This is a genomic window from Microlunatus sp. YIM B11417 (assembly GCF_059617205.1).
Genome location: NZ_JCAMPJ010000005.1, coordinates 353,780 through 372,606 on the forward strand (window position 1 = coordinate 353,780; position 18,827 = coordinate 372,606).

General features: G+C 69.7%; 12 protein-coding genes. 7 read left to right on the top strand and 5 right to left on the bottom strand.

The window, feature by feature from the left end:
- Window positions 1–32: 32 nt before the first annotated feature.
- Complete coding sequence (locus tag AC6CCG_RS24095; protein WP_496657270.1) at window positions 33–2,966, bottom strand: glycoside hydrolase family 2 TIM barrel-domain containing protein; 2,934 nt, start codon at window positions 2,964–2,966, stop codon at window positions 33–35.
- A gap of 132 nt (window positions 2,967–3,098) precedes the next feature.
- Between AC6CCG_RS24095 and AC6CCG_RS24100 the strand changes: the two genes are divergently transcribed.
- The 3 genes from AC6CCG_RS24100 to AC6CCG_RS24110 all read left to right on the top strand — a co-directional run bounded on the left by AC6CCG_RS24100 (window position 3,099) and on the right by AC6CCG_RS24110 (window position 8,136).
- Window positions 3,099–4,604 (top strand): alpha-L-fucosidase, encoded by a 1,506-nt coding sequence (locus AC6CCG_RS24100; protein ID WP_496657271.1) that lies wholly within the window; start codon window positions 3,099–3,101, stop codon window positions 4,602–4,604.
- A 26-nt stretch (window positions 4,605–4,630) separates the two neighbouring features.
- Window positions 4,631–7,282, top strand: a complete 2,652-nt coding sequence (locus AC6CCG_RS24105; RefSeq protein ID WP_496657272.1) for a family 78 glycoside hydrolase catalytic domain — start codon at window positions 4,631–4,633, stop codon at window positions 7,280–7,282.
- An 80-nt stretch (window positions 7,283–7,362) separates the two neighbouring features.
- Window positions 7,363–8,136 carry an NAD(P)-binding domain-containing protein gene (locus AC6CCG_RS24110; protein ID WP_496657273.1) on the top strand — a complete coding sequence of 258 codons (774 nt, stop codon included), beginning with the start codon at window positions 7,363–7,365 and terminating at the stop codon, window positions 8,134–8,136.
- Window positions 8,137–8,143: 7 nt separating this feature from the next.
- On the opposite strand, the gene AC6CCG_RS24115 is transcribed toward AC6CCG_RS24110, so the two are convergent.
- The 3 genes from AC6CCG_RS24115 to AC6CCG_RS24125 form a co-directional block, all read right to left on the bottom strand.
- Window positions 8,144–9,571: an esterase/lipase family protein gene (locus tag AC6CCG_RS24115; protein ID WP_496657274.1), complete on the bottom strand. Its 1,428-nt coding sequence runs from the start codon at window positions 9,569–9,571 to the stop codon at window positions 8,144–8,146.
- 84 nt (window positions 9,572–9,655) lie between these two features.
- Entirely contained in the window at window positions 9,656–10,741 is a 1,086-nt protein-coding gene (locus AC6CCG_RS24120; protein ID WP_496657275.1) for an amidohydrolase family protein, read from the bottom strand.
- Between the two features lie 152 nt (window positions 10,742–10,893).
- Window positions 10,894–12,429, bottom strand: coding sequence for a UxaA family hydrolase (locus AC6CCG_RS24125; protein ID WP_496657276.1), 1,536 nt, complete (start codon window positions 12,427–12,429; stop codon window positions 10,894–10,896).
- A gap of 93 nt (window positions 12,430–12,522) precedes the next feature.
- On the opposite strand from AC6CCG_RS24125, the gene AC6CCG_RS24130 reads away from it, so the two are divergent.
- Complete coding sequence (locus AC6CCG_RS24130) at window positions 12,523–13,299, top strand: glucosamine-6-phosphate deaminase (RefSeq protein ID WP_496657277.1); 777 nt, start codon at window positions 12,523–12,525, stop codon at window positions 13,297–13,299.
- A 110-nt stretch (window positions 13,300–13,409) separates the two neighbouring features.
- Here AC6CCG_RS24130 and AC6CCG_RS24135 read toward each other — a convergent pair whose 3' ends face one another.
- On the bottom strand, window positions 13,410–14,390 hold the full coding sequence (locus AC6CCG_RS24135; RefSeq protein ID WP_496657278.1) for a LacI family DNA-binding transcriptional regulator: 981 nt from the start codon (window positions 14,388–14,390) through the stop codon (window positions 13,410–13,412).
- Window positions 14,391–14,534: 144 nt separating this feature from the next.
- On the opposite strand from AC6CCG_RS24135, the gene AC6CCG_RS24140 reads away from it, so the two are divergent.
- The 3 genes from AC6CCG_RS24140 to AC6CCG_RS24150 all read left to right on the top strand — a co-directional run bounded on the left by AC6CCG_RS24140 (window position 14,535) and on the right by AC6CCG_RS24150 (window position 18,825).
- A complete protein-coding gene (locus AC6CCG_RS24140; RefSeq protein ID WP_496657279.1) occupies window positions 14,535–15,809 on the top strand; it encodes a Gfo/Idh/MocA family protein in 1,275 nt (424 codons plus the stop codon).
- Between the two features lie 74 nt (window positions 15,810–15,883).
- On the top strand, window positions 15,884–17,833 hold the full coding sequence (locus AC6CCG_RS24145; protein ID WP_496657280.1) for an ABC transporter substrate-binding protein: 1,950 nt from the start codon (window positions 15,884–15,886) through the stop codon (window positions 17,831–17,833).
- Window positions 17,833–18,825 carry an ABC transporter permease gene (locus AC6CCG_RS24150; protein WP_496657281.1) on the top strand — a complete coding sequence of 331 codons (993 nt, stop codon included), beginning with the start codon at window positions 17,833–17,835 and terminating at the stop codon, window positions 18,823–18,825. Before AC6CCG_RS24145 ends, AC6CCG_RS24150 begins: the two co-directional genes overlap by 1 nt.
- The last annotated feature ends 2 nt before the right edge of the window (window positions 18,826–18,827 follow it).

Genomic DNA, 18,827 nt, shown 5'->3' on the forward strand with positions numbered 1-18,827 from the left:
CGGGAGCGCCGCCGGTGCGTAGGAGCGTGGTGTCAGTCGAGCGTGATCATCACCGAGTAGCGGGCCGGGAGCAGCGGCAGCCGGTAGCGGTCCGGCAGCGGGGGACCGCAGGAGGCGCTGCCCAGCCCCTGCTGGCCATGATCGAGATTGAGCCAGACCCGCCCCGAGTCCTCGAGCTGGAAGGGATGATCGGCGTCGGCCAACGCCTCGCTGGTCCAGCGCCGCGCGGTGAAGTCGAGGTACGGCTCGCCGGCGAACCGGAGCGCGGGTACTCCGTCACCGGTCAGCCGGAGCCACCGGGTGTCGACGTGATTCCCGTTCTCCTGCGGTACCGGATAGGGAGTCTGCAGCGCGTCGATCGAGCGGCTGAACCGGCCCACCCGGGCGGCCGCGCGGCTGTCGGCGTACGACTCCTCGGGCCCGTGGCCGAACCAGGTCACCTCCCGGTAGCCGCCGGGCAGGCCGAGCCGGAGCCCGAGCCGCGGCGGTGTCATCGAGTGCCGGCCGTACGGCGTCTCGTGCCAGGGCCCGACCGGCTCGGCGTCGACGGCCAGCCGGAGCCCGTCGCCGTCCCAGCTCCAGGCGTACCGGGTGCGGACGCCGAACGGCTGGGTGGCCGGCGCACTCCGCCCGGTGATCACGAGCGCGCCGTCGAGGATCTGTACGGCGTCGGTCCGGTGCAGGATGCGGTCCAGCCCGACTGCCTGCCAGGTCGCGGCGAGCCGGTTCCGGTCACCCTGCCCGCGGTCGTTCTCGGTCGGCGCCCGCCACAGGTCGAGAGTCGGGCCGGTGACCGAGAGCCCGCCGAGTTCGATCAGGCGGCCGGTGCGGCGGTCGAAGGTCGCGGGGCCGAGGGCGATCGTGGTCTGCCCTTCGACAGGCTCAGGGATCGTTGTGGCGTCCGCCTCCAAGGCCGGCCGACCGCGTCCTGAGCCGGTCGAAGGACCAAGGAGCCGTGCCTGCGACCAGGCCACTTCGTGACCGGCCGCCGCCCAGAGTTGATCATGGGCCAGCTCGGCGGTGACGGTCAGCCAGGTCTCGCCTGCCTCGGCCGGAGTCACTCGGGGCAGGGCCGTCTCGATCCTCCGGCCGGGCGCGCACTCGGGCAGGTCCAGCCACCCGGACTCGGCCGGGACTCCGTCCACCTCGGTGTGCCAGCGGAACCGCAGCTGCTCCAGGCCTGCCGTGTGCTGGCGGTTCCGTACGGTGATCGTTCCGGCCGCCGGATCGATCATGATCGTCACCGGCTCGATCGCCCTCTTCAGCTCGCCGAGCCCGGGCGACGGCGTCCGGTCGGCGAACAGCAGCCCGTCCAGGCAGTAGCTGCCGCCGTTGGGCCGGTAGTCGATGTCGCCGCCGTGCCGGACGTACGGTTCGCCAGCGTCGGTGTAGCCGGTCAGACCATGATCGATCCACTCCCAGACGAAGGCCCCGGCGAACCGGTCCGAGGACTCCAGCACCTCCTGGTAGTCGCTCAGCCCGCCCGGCCCGTTGCCCATCGCGTGGGCGTACTCGCAGAGCAGGAAGGGCAGCCCGCGCCGCCGTTGATCATCCTCGGACCCGGCCTCGACTCCGTCCGGTGCCGCTTCGGCGCGATCGGCGATCAGCCGCAGCTCGTCGAGATCGAGGTACATCTTGCTGAAGAAGTCGGAGTGCCGGTAGCTGGCGTCGCGCTCGTAGTGCAGCGGCCGACTCGGGTCGCGCCGCCGGATCAGGTCCTCGATCGCGGCCAGGTTGCGGCCGGTCCAGCTCTCGTTGCCGAGCGACCAGGTGATCACGCTCGGCCGGTTCTTGTCGCGTTCGATCATCCGGTCGATCCGGTCCAGCAGCGCGTCCCGCCAGGCCGGCTCATCGATCGGGTTGCCCTGCCAGCCGGCGTAGATGAAACCGTGCGTCTCGATGTCGCACTCCTCGACCACCCACAGGCCGTACTCGTCACAGAGCCGGAGGAACTCCGGGTGCGGCGGGTAGTGCGCGGTGCGGACCGCGTTGACGTTGTGCCGCTTCATCAGCACGATGTCGTCGATCATGGTCCGGCGGTCCAGCGACCGGCCGTGTTCCGGATGGTGCTCGTGCCGGTTCACGCCGCGCAGCTTGACCGGGCGCCCGTTGATCAACAAGACGCCGTCGGCGATCTCGACCCGGCGGAAGCCGACCGCGAGCTCGATCCGCTCGCCGCCGGCGGTCAGCGCGCCGCGGTAGAGGCGGGGGCGCTCGGCACTCCATGGCTCCACCCGCTCCAGCCGTACGGTCTCGCCGGTGGCGACCCGGATCCCCAGCTCCGGCAGTTCGACCAGCCCGGCGACGTCGGCATCGATCCGGAGCTCCCCGACACCGGTGCCGGACTCGAAGTCGGCGTGCACGAAGTAGTCGTCGATCGAGCCCTCGGGCCGGGCCAGCAGGTCGACGTCACGGAAGATGCCGGGCAGCCACCACATGTCCTGATCCTCGAGATAGCTGCCGGAGGACCACCGGTGGACCCGGACCGCGAGCAGATTGCCGGTCGGCCGGACGGTCTCGGTGACGTCGAACTCGAACGGCAGCCGGCTGCCCTTCGCATGGCCGAGCAACCGCCCGTTGAGCCAGACGGTGCCGCAGGAGTCGACCCCCTGGAAGCGCAGCACGGTGCGGCCCGCCGGCCAGTCCGTCGGCAGGTCGAAGGTGCGCCGGTAGTCGCCGGTCGGGTTCTGCTCGGGCAGGTGGGGCGGATCGATCGGGAACGGGAACGCCGTGTTCGTGTAGAGCGGGCGGTCGTGGCCCTCGAGCACCCAGTGCGCCGGCACCTTGATCGTGTCCCACCCGGCGCTGTCCGGGTCGAGAAGTTGATCACCGGTCCCGGCGGCGGTCTCGGCGAGCCGGAACTCCCAGCGGCCGTTCAGGGACAGTCGCGGTGCGTCGGAGTCGAAGTCGGCCCGGGGCCGCCGGCGGCCGCTGCCCGGTGCCGGGTCCGCGGCGAACTCGATCATGCTCGGTCCTCGATCATGAGGGGATCGACGATTGACAACGTACGCGCTCCTCGCCTACCGTGGAGTTGAATCGCTTCAATATGCATCCTTGCCTAGATATGCGATCAAGGCAAGTGCAGCGCGGGAGGGCGCGTGACGACGACGCACGGCGGTTACCGGCCGACCTGGGAATCCTTGCGCGGGCACGCGATCCCGGACTGGTTCGGGACGGCGAAGTTCGGCATCTGGTCGCACTGGGGACCGCAGTCGGTCGGCCGCTCGGGCGACTGGTACGCCCGGCACCTGTACGGTCCGCAGGCCGGCTCGGGCCCGTGGGAACGGCGCCGGTCGCTGCGGCAGCATGCCCACCACAAGAGGGAGTTCGGTCCGCCGGCGGAGTTCGGCGCGGCCGACCTGGCCCGGCGTTGGCGGGCGGAGCGGTTCGACCCGGACGAGCTGATCGACCTGTACCGCCGCAGCGGCGCCCGCTACTTCGTCACCCTGGCCGCCCACTGCGACAACGTCGATCTCTGGGACTCGCCGCACCCGTGGAACACCACCCGGGTCGGCCCCGGCCGCGACATCGTGGGGGCCTGGGAGCGGTCCGCCCGCGCGGCCGGGCTGCCGTTCGGGCTGAGCTTCCACAACAACTGGACCTGGCGTTGGCTGGACGTCGCCCATGGCGTCGACCCGGAGACCGGCGAGCCGCACGACGGTGCCCGCCCCAGCCCGGGTACCGATCCCGATCCGGCCGCGCTCTACCCGCCGGCCCACGAGCCCGGCACCGCTCCGCCGCCGGAGCAGGCGGCAGCCTTCTACCGCCGGGTCCGGGCGGCCCTTGATCGTTACCGGCCCGACCTGGTCTATCTCGACGACATGCGGCTGCCCTTCGACGAGGGGAGCGTGGTGCAGTCCGACCCGCCGAGCGTGCTCGGACTGGACCTGCTCGCCGACTACTACGGCAGCTGCCCGAGCGGTGGCATCGTGACGATCAAGGACGTGCCGCCGGCCGACCGGACCGCGGTCCTGCTCGACTGCGAACGCCGCCAGCTGGACGCGATCCAAGATCAACCGTGGCAGTTCGACACCAGCGACGGCGAGTGGTTCCACTGCGAGGGCACCGAGGACTTCTTCCATCCCCGCAAGACGTCCCGGCAGGTGATCCATACGCTGGTCGACGTGGTGAGCAAGAACGGGACGCTGCTGCTCAACATCCCGCAGCGCGCCGACGGCACGCTCGATGATCATGCCCGGACGCTGCTCACCGAGATCGGCGGCTGGCTCGCCGTGTGCGGCGAGGGGATCTACGACACGGTGCCCTGGCGGCGGTTCGGCGAGGGCAGCACCGGCCTCGGCGTGACCCGCGGCTACGAGGGCTACAACGAGGGCGACCGGGCCTACCGGTCCGACGACCTGCGGTTCACCGCCCGCGGTTCGGACCTCTACGTGACGCTGCTCGACTGGCCCACCGACGGCCGCACCATGATCACGAGCCTCGGCACCGACCAGGCCCCGGGAGATCCGGAGCCGGACCGGGTGACGCTGCTCGGCCACGGCCCGGTCGGCTGGCAGCAGACGCCGGCCGGCCTGGTGGTCGACCTGCCCGACCATGCGCCGACGCCGTCCGCTGCCATGATCAGGATCAGCCGACCCGGTTGACCGCCCGCTCTCGTACCGGAGGACCGATGCCCGACCAGCCCACCCAAGATCCGCGCCCTGAGCCTGTCGACGGGCCGCTCGACCTGCGGACCCTGGGGATGACCGACCCGCTCGGCATCGGCGACCCGCGGCCACCGTTCGGTTGGCGGCTGCCCGGGTCCGTACCGGTTCAGTCCGGCTACCAGGTCCAGGTTGCCGGCAGCGCCGAGGCGCTCGCCGCCGGCCGGCCCGAGCTGTGGGACAGCGGCGAGATCGGCGGCGATGATCAACACGCCCGCTACGACGGCGTGGCGCTGGACTCGCGGGCGGCCGCCTGCTGGCGGGTCCGGGTCCGCGGCATCGACGGGACCTGGTCCGCGTGGAGCTCCGTCGCCCGGTTCGAGCTCGGCCTGCTGCGGCCGGCCGACTGGACCGGCAGCTGGATCAGCCATCCCGACTGGTACGCCGACGACGCCGACCCGCGGGTCGGCGAGGGACTCCCACTTCCCTTGTTGGCCGGGGAGATCTCGCTCACCGGGCAGCCGGTCAAGGCCCGGTTGCACGTCGCCGGCGCCGGCGTCTACTACGCGTCGATCAACGGCGCTCCGGTGTCTGACGCGGTACTGGAACCGGCCTACACCGACTTCCCCCGCCGGGTCGCCGCGGCCAGCCACGACGTCACCGGCCTGCTGCAGCCGGGCGCCAACGTGATCGGGATCGAGCTCGGGCCGGGCATCGCCCACGTCTACCCGCACCAGGACCGTTACATGAAGTTCTACGGCTCCAAGCTGTCGCCGCGGGCGATCGCCGAGCTCGAGGTGCACTACGCCGACGGCACCACGGCGCGCTTCGGCACCGACGCGTCCTGGCGTGCCGCGGCGGGCGCGACGCTGCGGTCGCACTGGTTCGGCGGCGAGGACTACGACGCCCGGCGCGAGCTGCCGGGCTGGAACGAGCCCGGCACCGACCGGTCCGGCTGGGTGCCGGCCGTGATCATCTCCGGTGACGGCCCCGCGCCGGTCGCGCGCACCTGCCCGCCATTGCGGGTGGTGGAGCGGCTCCCGGCCCTGACCAAGACGATCGCCGCCGACGGCACGCCCGTGTTCGACGTCGGTGTGGTCCAGGCCGGGCTGGTCGAGCTCTCGGTCGACCTGCCGGGCGGGACCCACCTGCGGCTGGTGCCCGGTGATCAACTGGACGACTTCGGACGGGTGGTGCAGTCCAAGCCGACCACCGGCTCGCCGATCTTCAACACGGTGATCACCGGTGACGGCCCGCTGCGCTGGCATCCGCGGTTCCGCTACGACGGCTTCCGCTACGTCGAGGTGCAGGGCCTGCCGGACCACGTCGGCGCCGAAGCGGTCACCGCCCTGGTGGTGCGCGCCGACAACGAACCGGTCGGCGCCTTCGCGACGTCGGTACCGTTGATCAACAGCATCCACACGATCATCGACCGGGCCGTCCAGGGCAACATGTACAGCGTCCTCACCGACTGCCCGCACCGGGAGAAACTGGGCTGGCTGGAGCAGGTGCACCTGCTCTTCGACGTGGTCGCCTACAACTACGACGTCGCTGCCTACTACCGGGAGCTGCTCGCCACGATCGCCGAGGCGCAGACCGAGGACGGCCTGGTGCCCGACATCGCCCCGGAATACGTGGTGTTCGCCGACGGCTTCCGGGACGACCCGAACTGGGGCGGCGTGATCATCTCGGTGCCGTGGCAGCTCTATCGCTGGTACGGCGACCTGGCGGTGCTGGAAGATCACTACCCGGCGATGGTCCGGTATCTCGACTACCTGACCGGCCGGTCCGAGGACGGCCTGCTCCCGTACGGGCTGGGGGACTGGATCGGCCTGGACAAGACCACTCCGGTGCCGCTGGTCGGCACCTGGGGCTACTGGCGGGCCGCCGACGCCATGATCAACATCGCGACCGCGCTCGGCCGGACCGAGGACGCCGAGCGCTACCGGGAACTGACCGGGAAGATCGTCGCCGCCTTCCGGACCACGTTCCACGACCCCGGCACCGGCCGGTACGGCGGCGGCGGTCAGGCGGCCGAACTGTTCGCGCTCGACGTCGGCGCCGTCCCGGAAGCGGACCGCGAGGTTGTGCTGGACCGGATCAGTGCTTCGGTCGACGAGGCTGGGATCACGGTCGGCGAGATCGCGCTGCCGGTGCTGTTCCGGGTGCTCGGCGAGGCCGGCCGGCACGACGTGCTGTGGCGTTTCGCGAACCGCACCGAGCATCCCGGCTACGGCTATCAGGTCGAGCACGGCGCCACCGCGCTGACCGAGGCCTGGGACGGGCCGACCCGCGGGCTGTCCCAGAACCACTTCATGCTCGGCGCCATCGACAGCTGGTTCTACCGGCACCTGGCCGGCATCGGCCAGGCCGCCGACTCGCTCGGCTGGCGCGAACTCGATCTTGCTCCGGTCGTCGTCGACGGGCTGGACGAGGTGACGGCGCGCACCCGCGGCGCCCGCGGCGACGTCGCGGTCTCCTGGCGCCGCGACGGCGGGACGTTCCGGCTCGCGGCGGCCGTCCCGGCCGGCTCGGTGGCGACCGTCCGGCTGCCGTCCTGGCCGGGCGCGAAGGCTGCCGTACCCGAAGCTGCCGAGGCCGTCCCGCCCGGCGCCGACGGGCGGCCGGCCTGGCGGGTGCCGGCCGGAATCTGGTCGTTCGAGCTGACCGGATCATGATCAGGAACGGGATCATGATCAGGAACGGGTGAGCCCGCCCCCGGTAGCGTGGTCGCCGACGCCAGCGAGCAGGAGGTCGGATGCGGTACGGATTCGTCGGCACCGGGGAGCTCACGGCGGCCGTCGTCACCGGCCTGTGCGACGGCGCCGCCGAGCCGCCGGAGGTGTTCCTGTCGCCGCGCGGACGGGAGGTCGGCGCGGCCCTGGCGGCCCGGTTCCCGCGTGTGGAGGTCTGCGACGACAACACCGCGGTGGTGGCCCGGGCGGACGTGATCATGCTGGCGGTGCGGCCGCCGCTGGCCCGGGAGGTGCTGGCCGAGCTGACGTTCCGGCCGGACCAGGTGGTGATCAGCGCCCTGGCCGGCGTCCCGCTGAGCCGGCTCCGCGAGCTGGTGCCGACGGCCGGTGACCTAGTCCGGGCCGTTCCGCTGCCGCAGGCCGCGCAGCGGCAGAGCCTGACCGCCCTGCACCCGGACCAGCCCGCCGCCCGGGCGCTGTTCGAGCGGGTCGGCGACGTGATCATCGCGGACACCGAGTCGGCACTGGACGCGATGAGCGCGGCCACCGCCACGTTCGCGGCTCACCTCGATCAACTCGCGACGATCGCCGGCTGGCTGACCGAGCACGGCCTCGCCGCCGACCAGTCGGCCGGCTATCTGAAGTACCTCTACGGCGCGGTCGGCCGGACCCTGCAGCAGAGCCCGGACACGTTCGAAACGCTGACCGTACGGCACATGACGCCGGGCGGGATCAACGAGCAGGTGCTGGGCGACCTGCGCCGGGCCGGCCAGCCAGAGGCGATGCGGCAGGCGCTGGACCGGGTCCTGACCCGGCTGCGCGGGCCGGCGGAGTGATCACCGCTCAGTAGCCGCGTTGTTTCAGGTCGGCGACGATCCTGATGTAGGCGTCCAGGACGTTGAAGCCGGCGTAGTCCTCGCGATGCATGTCCACCAGGTCGCCGTGTGAGACGCCTCGCCTCGTCGTGCTGCGCAGGACGCCGCGGAACTCGCCCCATTTCGCCGAGTCGACCGAGACCAGCCCGTCGTTCTCCTCGCCGAGCGCCTTGATCACCTGGAACGGAACGGCGAGCACCCGGTCGCTCGAGGGACGGGTCATGATCGACGTGTAGCTCTGGTAGTGGACCCGCGGGTCGTCGGGAGTCGCCCGATTGAACTCGGCGGACACCTCGGTCCGGAACGCCATCGTCGAGGCCAGGAAGTCCGGCGTCTCGTCGCCGGCCAGGCCGAACACCCAGTTGACCGCCCCGGCGAGCCGCCGGTAGACCGGCTGCCTCAACTTGGTGGCCGTGTCGGCGAACCGGACGCCGTGGTGCGGCGTGTTCATCGTGGTCAGGCTGGCCACCCGGCAGCCCTCGCCGAGCGTGCTGATCGCGTAGCGGGAGTCGATGCCGCCGCGGCTGTGCGCGATGATATTGATCTTGGGGGCGCCGGTCAGTTCAGTCACCTCGCGGATCCGCCGGGCCACCTGTTCGCCGTTCTGGGCGATGGTGCCCCAGGCCTCCTGCTCGCCGTAGAAGAGGTCGGCGCCGTGCCGCTTCAGGTACTGCGGGATCCGGCCCCAGGCGTTGAACCTGACCCGGTCCCGCCAGCCGACTCCGTGCACCAGCAGGATCGGGTACCGGGTCGCGCAACGGTTGTCCTGCGGCACCGCCCGCTCCCACTCCACCCGGTCGACCGCGGCGCGATACTCCCGCCGGACGCCGCGGGCCGCCCCGATCCCGATCAGCCAGCCGATCGCCGGCACCCAGACCGCGGTCGCGATCAGCCACCGGCTCAGCACGCCGAGGCTCTTGGACAGCAGGATCGCCCGCAGGCTGCCGTTCAGGTAGAGCACCAGGCAGCAACCGAGGGCGTACGCCAGGTTGCCGATCAGCAGTTCGGTCGGCACCCGGCCGGCGAGGAGGACGAAGGAGAGCGGCAGCAGCACGGCCTCGACGACGATCGCGTACCCGAGCGAGTAGAGGATCGGAGCGGCACCGCCGAGCGCCTTCAGCCGGAACCCGACCGGCACGCCGTCCATGATCGGGAAGACGTTGAGATGGATCCAGACATAGAGCAGGGCCAGGCCGGTGATGATCATGGCCGGCAACCAGGCCAGGCCCAGCTCGGCGAAGATCAGGTACGCCAGCAGCGGCACGTTCATCGCGACCGGCAGATAGAGCGCCAGCAGGACCGGCTGGATCATGGGCACCTTCCGCACCAGGTCGAGCACACCCAGCACGATGATGATCACCGCGGTGCAGATCAGCCCCACAGCCAGGCCCGGCATCCGCCCTCCGTCGTCTCGTCCCGATTCCGGCGAAACGCTACCGCGGGCCCCGGTCCGTCCCGGCGGACATGGCCGTGGCCCGGGTCAGGAGCGCAGGTCGAACAGCTTCACGGCGTTGCGACCGAGGATCTTGGCCCGATCGGAACGCCGCACGCCGGCCTCCGCGAGGCTGGAAAGAATGACGTCCGGCTGCACCCAGGGGTGATCGCTGGCATAGAGCAGTCGGTCCGGGCCGGAGAATTCGACCGCGAAGCGAATGGCCTCCGGCAGCGGCGAGACGATGTCCATGACGATGCTGCGCAGATAATCGCTCGGTTTCCGTTCGAGATTCTGATTACTGCGTTTGAGGACGAGCACCTGATGGTCGAAACGTCCCGCGATATAGGGCAGGGCGCCGCCGAGATGCGGGCAGACGAATTTCAGGTCCGGATATTCGTCGAAGATGCCGGCGGCGACGATGCGGGCGAGCGAGATCGTGTTCTCGAACATGTTGCCGAGCAGGCCGGTCAGGTCGTGCCCCTTGGTCTGCGCCAGCGTGGTCGGTAGCGCCGGGTGCAGCACGATCGGCAGGCCCAGCTCCTCGGCCCGGGCGAACAGCCAGCGGAACTGCGGTTCGTCGGGCCACCGGCCGGCCAGGTTGCTGTACAGAAGAATTCCTTTGAATTGAAGGGACTTGACGCACCGGTCGAGCTCCCGGTCGGCCGCCGCGGAGTCCTGCAGCGGCAGCAGGCAGAGGCCGGCGAAACGGCCCTTGTGCTTCCGGGTGGCGTTGTGGATGTTGTCGTTCAGCAGCTGCGCCACGGCCGGTCCGTCGGCACCGAACCATTCCGGGCCGGGGTCGTTGCTGGTCAGCAGGGTGGTGTCGATGCCGTTCTCGTCCATGGCGGCGAGCTTGAGTTCGAGATCGAGATATTCCGGCGGAATCTTACGGACCCAGTCGCCCATTTTCAGCAGCGTCACACCGTCCTTGTCGAAGACGCGCGGGTCCTCGGAGCGGCGCCGCATGAGTTCGACATGATCGCGGAAGAAGAGATGACTCTGGACGTCGACGACGACGGAGCGGCCCTTTTCCGGAGGTGTTGCCGCTGCGGCGGGCTGGGCACCGAATGCGGCGGCCGTGGCCACGGGTGCGGTGGCGGCGATGAATTGGCGACGATCGATATTCCTCATGAATCGGCACGCTATGCACGCCGGAAGGCGACGGCAACGATTTGATAACGATGACCGACGTCGGTGCCGGGTTCCTGGCCGGGAGTGCCACCGATCCCGCCCCGGGTTGCGACCGTGGGGCTATTGTCCGGGGTGGGTCGGCGACCTACGGCTCAGGTGACGGCGCCGAGCTGCCAGGGCACGAACTCGTCCTGGCCGATGTCCAGCTCCTCGCTCGCGGTCTTGTGGCCGGAGGCCACCGCGAGCAGCGTGGCGAAGATCGTCCGTCCGACCTCGCCTACCGTCTCGGTGCCGTCCACGATGGTGCCGGCGTTGATGTCGATGTCGTCGGGCATGGAGCGGGCCAGTTCCGAGTTGGTGCCGATCTTGATGCTCGGTACGGGCTTGCAGCCGAAGACCGACCCGCGGCCGGTGGTGAAGCAGACGATGTTCGCTCCGCCGGCGACCAGGCCGGTCACCGAGACCGGGTCGTAGCCGGGGGTGTCCATGAAGCCGAAGCCGGGCCGGTCGATCCGGTCGGCGTACTCGTACACGCCGGTCAGTTCGGCCCGGCCACCCTTGGCGACCGCGCCGAGCGACTTCTCCAGGATCGTGGTGAGGCCGCCGCGCTTGTTGCCGGGGGACGGGTTGTTGTCCAGGGTTCCGCCGACCGCGGCCACGTAGTCACGCCACCAGTCGATCCGGTCCAGCAGTCGCCGGCCGACCTCGGGCGAGGTGGCCCGCCGGGTCAGCAGGTGCTCGGCGCCGAAGATCTCCGGTGTCTCGGCCAGCACCGACCGGCCGCCGAGCCCGACCAGCAGGTCGGAGGCCACGCCGAGGGCCGGATTCGCGGTGATGCCGGAGTAGCCGTCCGATCCGCCGCAGTTCAGGCCGAGGATCAGCTCGCTCGCGTCGATCGGGGTCCGCTGCCAGTGGTCGAGCCGGGGCAGCATCTCCTTGATCCGGCGTACCCCTTCGGTGATCGTGGCCCGGACGCCGCCGGACTCCTGGATCGTCATCCGCTCCACCAGCAGGTCGCTGGAGAGCTCCAGCTCGGCGGTGATCAGGTCGAGTTCCATCATCTCGCAGCCCAACCCGAGGATCAGCAGGCCCGCGAAGTTCGGGTGCGCCGCATAGCCGCGCAGGGTGCGCAGCAGGACGCCGGCACCCTCGGAGCCGTCGACCAGACCGCAACCGCTGTTGTGGGTCAGCGCCATCACGCCGTCGACCGCCGGATGATCATCGAGCACCGGGCCGCGGAACTGGTCGGCGATCAACCGGGCGGCGGTGGCGGAGCAGTTCACCGAGGTGAGCACGCCGATGTAGTTGCGGGTGCCCACCCGGCCGTCGGCCCGACGATAGCCCTGGAACGTCGGCCGGTCGCCCGCCGGTGGTTCCGGGATGACCCGGGCCGTGGCGAACTCGTACTCCCGGTGCAGATCGCCCATGCCGAGGTTGTGCGTGTGGACGTGATCACCGGCGGCGATGTCGGTCAGGGCCACCCCGATGGCCTGGCCGTACTTGATCACCGGCTGTCCGGTGCCGACCGGCCGGACCGCGAGCTTGTGGCCGCGGGGGACCTCGGCGGCGGCCGTGACCGTACCGACCCCGGGCACCGTGACGTCCTGTCCGGCCGCGAGGTCGCCCAGGGAGACGGCGATCGTGTCGCCCGGATCCAGGTGCAGCACGGCTGTCGTCCGTTCGGCCATCGTCGGGTTCCTCTCGACGTCGATGAATGGTGTTTCTGCAAAAAGGTGAATATGCTGAATGCGCTTGCAATGGCTAAGACTAGAGGAGATGCAGTGTCCCTGCCGACCACGACCATCATCGACCGCCTCGCTGTCGAGGTCCATCCCGACGAGGCCGCCATGGGAACCGCGGCCGCGGAACGCGCGGCGGCGGTGATCAACTCCGCCCTCGCCGAACGCGGAGCGGCCCGGGTCGTGATCGCGACCGGCAACTCCCAGTACGCCTTCACCGATGCCCTGGTGGGCCAGGACATCGACTGGTCGCGGGTGACCGTCTTCCACATGGACGAGTACGTCGGGATCGACGCCGACCACCCGGCCAGCTTCCAGCGCTGGATCATGGAACGGATCGAGGACAAGCTGAACCCGGCCCGGGTGGAGTACATCCGCGGCCAGGGCGATGCCGCCGCCGAGGCCGACCGTTACGAGGCGCTGCTCCGGGAGGCGCCGCTCGACCTGGTCTGCATGGGGATCGGGGAGAACGGGCACCTCGCGTTCAACGAGCCGCACCAGGCGGACTTCGACGACGAGCGGTGGGTCCGGATCATCACGCTGACCGACGAATCGCGCCGGCAGCAGGTCGGCGAGGGCCACTTCCCGGACTTCGACAGCGTGCCGGCCACCGCGATCTCGCTGACCATCCCGGCCCTGCTGGCCGCCACCGCGGTGCAGATCTGTGCCCCGGAATCGCGCAAGGCCGACGCCGTCCACGCGACCCTCACGGCGCCGATCTCCAACGCCTGCCCGGCCACCATCCTGCGCCGGACGCCGCAGGCGACGCTCTTCCTCGAGCCCGCCTCAGCGGCCAAGTCCGCCGACCGACTCGGCTGAAGCCGAAGTCACGACGTTCCCTGAGCCTGTCGAAGGGCGAGCCGGGTCGGGCCTTGCCCTTCGACAAGCTCAGGGAACGATGTGGATCGCCCCTTGGTGGGCCGCGCGACTCAGGACGGCGCGGGGCCGGTCGAACTGCGGACGACCAGCCGGGTCTCCAGGTTGATCACCTCACCCGGCTCGGCGCCGTCGATCAGGGCAAGCAAGGCGTCGACGGCCGCGATGCCGGCTTCGGAGCCGGGCACGTGGACGGTCGTCAAGGTCGGGTACGCCATCGCGGACATCGGGCTGTCGTCGACGCCGATCACGCTGACGTCCTCGCCGGTACGGATGCCGCGCTCGGTCAGCCGGGCGATCACCCCGAGCGCGATCAGGTCGTCGTAGGCGATCACCGCGGTCGCCTCACTGGCATGGACCAGGTCGGCGGCGTGCACGCCGGACTGCACCTGCGGCTCGAACGGCCCGAACTCGTGCAGCGTGATCGAACGACGCCGGCACGCGTGCTTGATCGCCTTCTGTCGCTGGGTGTTCGACCATGATCGGCGCGGTCCGTTGAGGTAGGCGATCGACCGGTGCCCGAGGGCGGCGAGATGATCAACGGCCTGGTCCATGCCATCGGCCGAATCGATGATCACGCTGGTGCCGCCGGGCACCTCGCGATTCAGGAAGACCACCGGCTGCAGGGCGACGAGCTCGGCGAGCTGGTCCTGCGGCGTCCGGGGCGAGGCGATCAACAGGCCGTCCGAGCGCTTGCGCATGACCCGGGCCCGCTGCAGTTCGTCACCCGGCCGCTCGTCGATGTCGGCGATCAAGATCGTCTTGCCCTTGTCGTTCGCCCGGGCCTGGACCGACTTGATGATCGGCGGGAAGAACGGGTTGGCGATGTCGGGCACCAGCATGCCGATCAGGTCGGTCCGGCCGGCGGTCAGTGACCGCGCCGACTGATTCGGCACGTAGCCCATCTCCTGGGCGATCTTGAGCACCCGCTCCCGGGTGGCCGGGTTCACCTTGTCCGGGTCCGACAGTGCACGCGACACCGTGGAGCCGGACAGCCCCACTGCCGCGGCGACATCCGCGAGCCTCACTGCCATGGTGTTCCTCCTGCCATCCCGTGCTACCGCGTCCAGTCTGCTGCACGGGCCCGCGTTCTTGTCGTGTTTCGGTCGTGTTGCAAGGCTGGCGGAAATCGTACCTGACATTGCAGCAAGCGCTTGCAGCATCTACGCTGGCCGATCATGGAACGGTCCACCGGAAGCAGCGAACGCGAAGCCGACTGGCTCCGGCTCGGCGTGATCGGGTACGGAAATCGAGGCGTGATCGCCCCGCGGGCGGCCGAGCAGGACGGCCGGGCCGAGGTCACGGTGGTGATCGAACCGCACCCGGCCGGTCAGCAGCGGGCGGCTCGCGACTTCGCTCCGGACCGGACTCGGATGATCGACTCGGTCGACCAGCTCGGCGAGGGCGAGGTCGACGCGGTCTTCGTCACCAGTCCTGATCATCTGCACGCCGAGCAGGCCATCGCGCTGCTGGAGCGCGGCATCGCGGTCTTCGTCGACAAACCGCTGGCGATCACGCTGCCGGACGCGGACCGGATCCTGGCCACCGCGCACCGGACCGGCAGCAGGCTCTATGTCGGTCACAACATGCGGCACATGCCGGTGATCAGATTGCTCAAGTCCCTGATCGAGGACGGGATGATCGGCGAGGTCAAGGCGGTCTGGTGTCGCTACTTCGTCGGCGACGGTGGTGACCGCTTCTTCAAGGACTGGCACGCCGATCGGAGCAAGGTCAACTCTTTGCTGCTGCAGAAGGCTTCTCACGATCTCGACGTGATCAACTGGCTGGCCGGCGGCTATCCGCGGCGGGTGGTCGGAACCGGTGCGCAGACCCTCTATGCCGGCATCGCGGATCGCCAGGACCGGTCCGGGCAGCTGGTCACCGACTGGTTGTCCCGGAAGGACAACTGGCCGCCGTTGGCCCAGCGTGGGCTGAACCCCGTGATCGACGTCGAGGACCTGAGCATGGTGCAGCTGCAGCTCGACAACGGTGTCCTGGCCAGCTATCAGGAGTGCCACTACACGCCCGACTACTGGCGCAACTACACCGTGATCGGCACCGAAGGTCGGCTGGAGAACTTCGGGCTTGATCATTCGGGCGTGGTCCGGCTCTGGAACCGGCGCAGCGAGTACCTGCCGAACGGAGACCGGGAGTTCCCGATCCCGAACGTCGAGGGTGGGCACCACGGTGCCGACCCGGCGCTGTTCCGGGAGTTCCTCGCCTTCGTCCGGACCGGTGCGCCGACCGAGACCTCACCGATCGCCGCCCGGCAGGCGGTCGCCGCGGCGGCCCTGGCGACCGAGTCGATGCGGGACGGGTCGACGCCGCGGGACGTACCGCCGCTGGCGCCGGAGCTGGTGGCCTACTTCGACGGCGGGCAGGTTGCAGATCCCGGTCGTGTTGCAAAGAATGGGCTGCACTTGCAACAATCGTTTGCAGAGACCGACCATTGATCGCCGACGACGCCGTCCGCGCCGGTGATCTCGCATCCCGCCCCGGCAGCGCCGGGCCGGGTTCAGGAGGAGCCATGATCACTGGAAAACCCCGTTCTCCGTTCGCCGGGCAGTCCCGCCGCGGATTCCTCGGCACGGCGGGGATCGCGCTGGGGGCGCTGGCGGCGGGCTGCACCCAGCGGGAGCCGCTGCCGCCGACCGAGGGTGGTGGCACGGCGGCGCTGGAGTCGCCGGTGCTGGCCGAGCAGGTGCAGGCCGGGAAGCTGCCGGCGCTCGCCGAGCGGCTGCCGAAGGTGCCGCAGATCGTCCCGCCGGTCGCCGGCGAGGGTACGTTCGGCGGCACCCTGCACCGGGCCCAGACCGAGCCGACCGACACCGCGTCGATCACCGCGTTCGCCGCGGCGGGGTTGATCGAATGGAACTTCGAGGCGACGGCACCGCAGCCCTCGATCGCCGAGCAGTACACCAAGAGCGAGGACAACAAGGTCTTCACGTTCGTCCTGCGGGAGGGCCTCAAGTGGTCCGACGGCGAGCCCTTCGGCATCGACGACCTGCTCTTCGCCTTCGAGGACTGGCTCGGCAACCCCACCCTGATCCCGGCCGTTCCGGTCTGGTTCGCCGATGCCGACCTGAAGCTGCCGAAGTTCACGAAGCAGGACGAGCGGACACTGGTGGTGACGTTCACCCAGTCGTTCGCGCTGTTCGAGAAGTACCTCTGCCACCCCGGCGTCAGCATCCAGCTGTTGAAGCCGAAGCACTACCTGCAACAGTTCCACGCGAAGTACGCCAAGCAGAGCGAGCTCCAGGCGGCGACGAAGAAGGCCGGCTTCGACTCCTGGGACCAGTACTTCGCCGACCGGGCCGACCTGTGGTCCAACCCCGACCTGCCGGTGATGGGGGCCTACCGGCTCACCTCGGCGGCCGGATCGGGCGGCACCGCGTCGCTGGAGCGGAACCCGTACTACTTCAAGACCGATCCGTCCGGGCGGCAGCTGCCCTACATCGACAAGCTGCAGGTGCAGGTGCTCGACCAGGCGGCGCTCGACCTGCGCGCCTCCAACGGTGATCTTGACTTCCAGGGACACTTCCTCGGCTACAACACAACCCAGGTCTACCTGCAGAACGCCGAGAGCAAGGGCTTCCAGGTGCTGCGCTGGAAGCCGACCGCGAGCCTGTTGGCGTTGGCGCCGAACCTGTCCCACGCCGACCCGGTCTGGCGGGAACTGTTCGCCAGCAAGGATTTCCGGTTCGCGCTGTCGCACGCCATCGACCGGGACGAGATCAACCAGACCCTGCTCGGCGGCCTCGGGATCATCCGGCAGCCGGTGTCCACCGACGGCAGCCCGTACGGCATCGAGGGCGGCGGCACCACGGCGCTCGAGCACGACCCGGAGAAGGCCAACCAGCTGCTCGACGGCCTCGGCCTGGAGCGCAAGGGCGAGCTGCGCCGGTTCCAGGGCAAGCCGCTGGAGTTCACGCTCACCTACCTGGACAGCAACTTCGAGATTCCGCGGGCCGACGCGTTCAACCTGGTCCGCAAGCACTGGGCGGCGATCGGGGTCAAGATCAACCTGCGCCCGGTCGACGACACGCTCTACGCGCAGCTGCGGATGTCGAACGACTTCGACATCGACGGGACCACGACTCCGGAGGACGACTGGGACCTGGAGCCGGTCTGGTTCATCCCGATCTCACCGAACAGTCACACCGCTCCCGGCTACGGCGTCTGGTACAGCACCGGCGGCAAGGACGGCATCGAGCCGACCCAGGAGTTCAAGCAGCTGTTCACGAACTGGGAGCGACTGCGCACGGCCGCCTCGGACGAGGACCGGATCGCCGCCGGCAAGGCGATCACGCAGCAACACCACGACAACCTCTACGTGATCGGCCTGATGAACCTGCCGTTCAAGCCGGTGATCGTGAACCGTTCGCTCAAGGGCGTTCGGGACGACGAGCCGAAGCTCTCCTTCTACTACGGCCGGGAGGGCATCACCAAGCCCGAGCAGATCTACTACGCCGACTGATGCTCCGCTTCATCGCCTTTCGCGTCCTGCACGCGATCCCGACCTTGATCGCGATCTCGATCGTCGCGTTCTTCATCATCCAGTTGCCGCCCGGTGACTTCCTGACCACCCAGATCCAGGCGCTCGAGGCGCAGGGTGAGAGTCTCGACCCCGCGTTCGTCGACGCACTCCGAGCCCGCTACGGGATCGGTGACCCGTTCTGGGTGCAGTACTGGAAGTGGATCAGCGGTGCCGTGTTCTACGGTGACTTCGGCCTGTCCTTCCAGTTCCAGCGGCCGGTCGCGGACCTGATCATGGAACGGCTGCCGCTGACGTTGATCCTGGGCGTGGCGACGCTGCTGATGACCTGGCTGATCGCGTTGCCGGCCGGCATCTTCTCGGCGATCAAGCAGCGCAGGACGCCGGACTACGTGATCTCCGGGATCGGGTTCGTCGCACTGGCGACACCCAACTTCCTGGCCGCGCTGCTGCTGGCGTTCATCGGTTTCCACTTCTTCGGCCAGAGTGTCGGCGGCCTGTTCTCGCCGGAGTACGTGGACGCGCCGTGGTCCCTGGCCAAGGTCGGAGACCTGCTGGTGCACCTGTGGATCCCGGTCGTCGTGCTCGCCCTGGCCGGCACCGCCGGGATCATCCGGACCATGCGGGCCAACCTGCTCGACGAGCTGCACAAGCCGTACGTGACGACGGCTCGGGCGAAAGGGCTGCCGGAGGCGACCGTGATCGGCCGCTACCCGGTCCGGATCTCGCTCAACCCGTTCGTCTCCACGGCCGGCTGGCATCTGCCGCAGCTGTTCGACGGCGAGGTGATCGTCGCGGTGGTGTTGTCCCTCGGCACGGTCGGGCCACTGCTGCTCGGCGCTCTCAAGTCGCAGGACATGTACCTGGCCGGCGGCATCATCCTCATCGTGGCGGTGCTGACCGTGATCGGCACCCTGCTGTCCGACATCCTGCTCGCCGTGGTCGATCCGCGGGTCCGGTTCGGGAAGGCGTGATC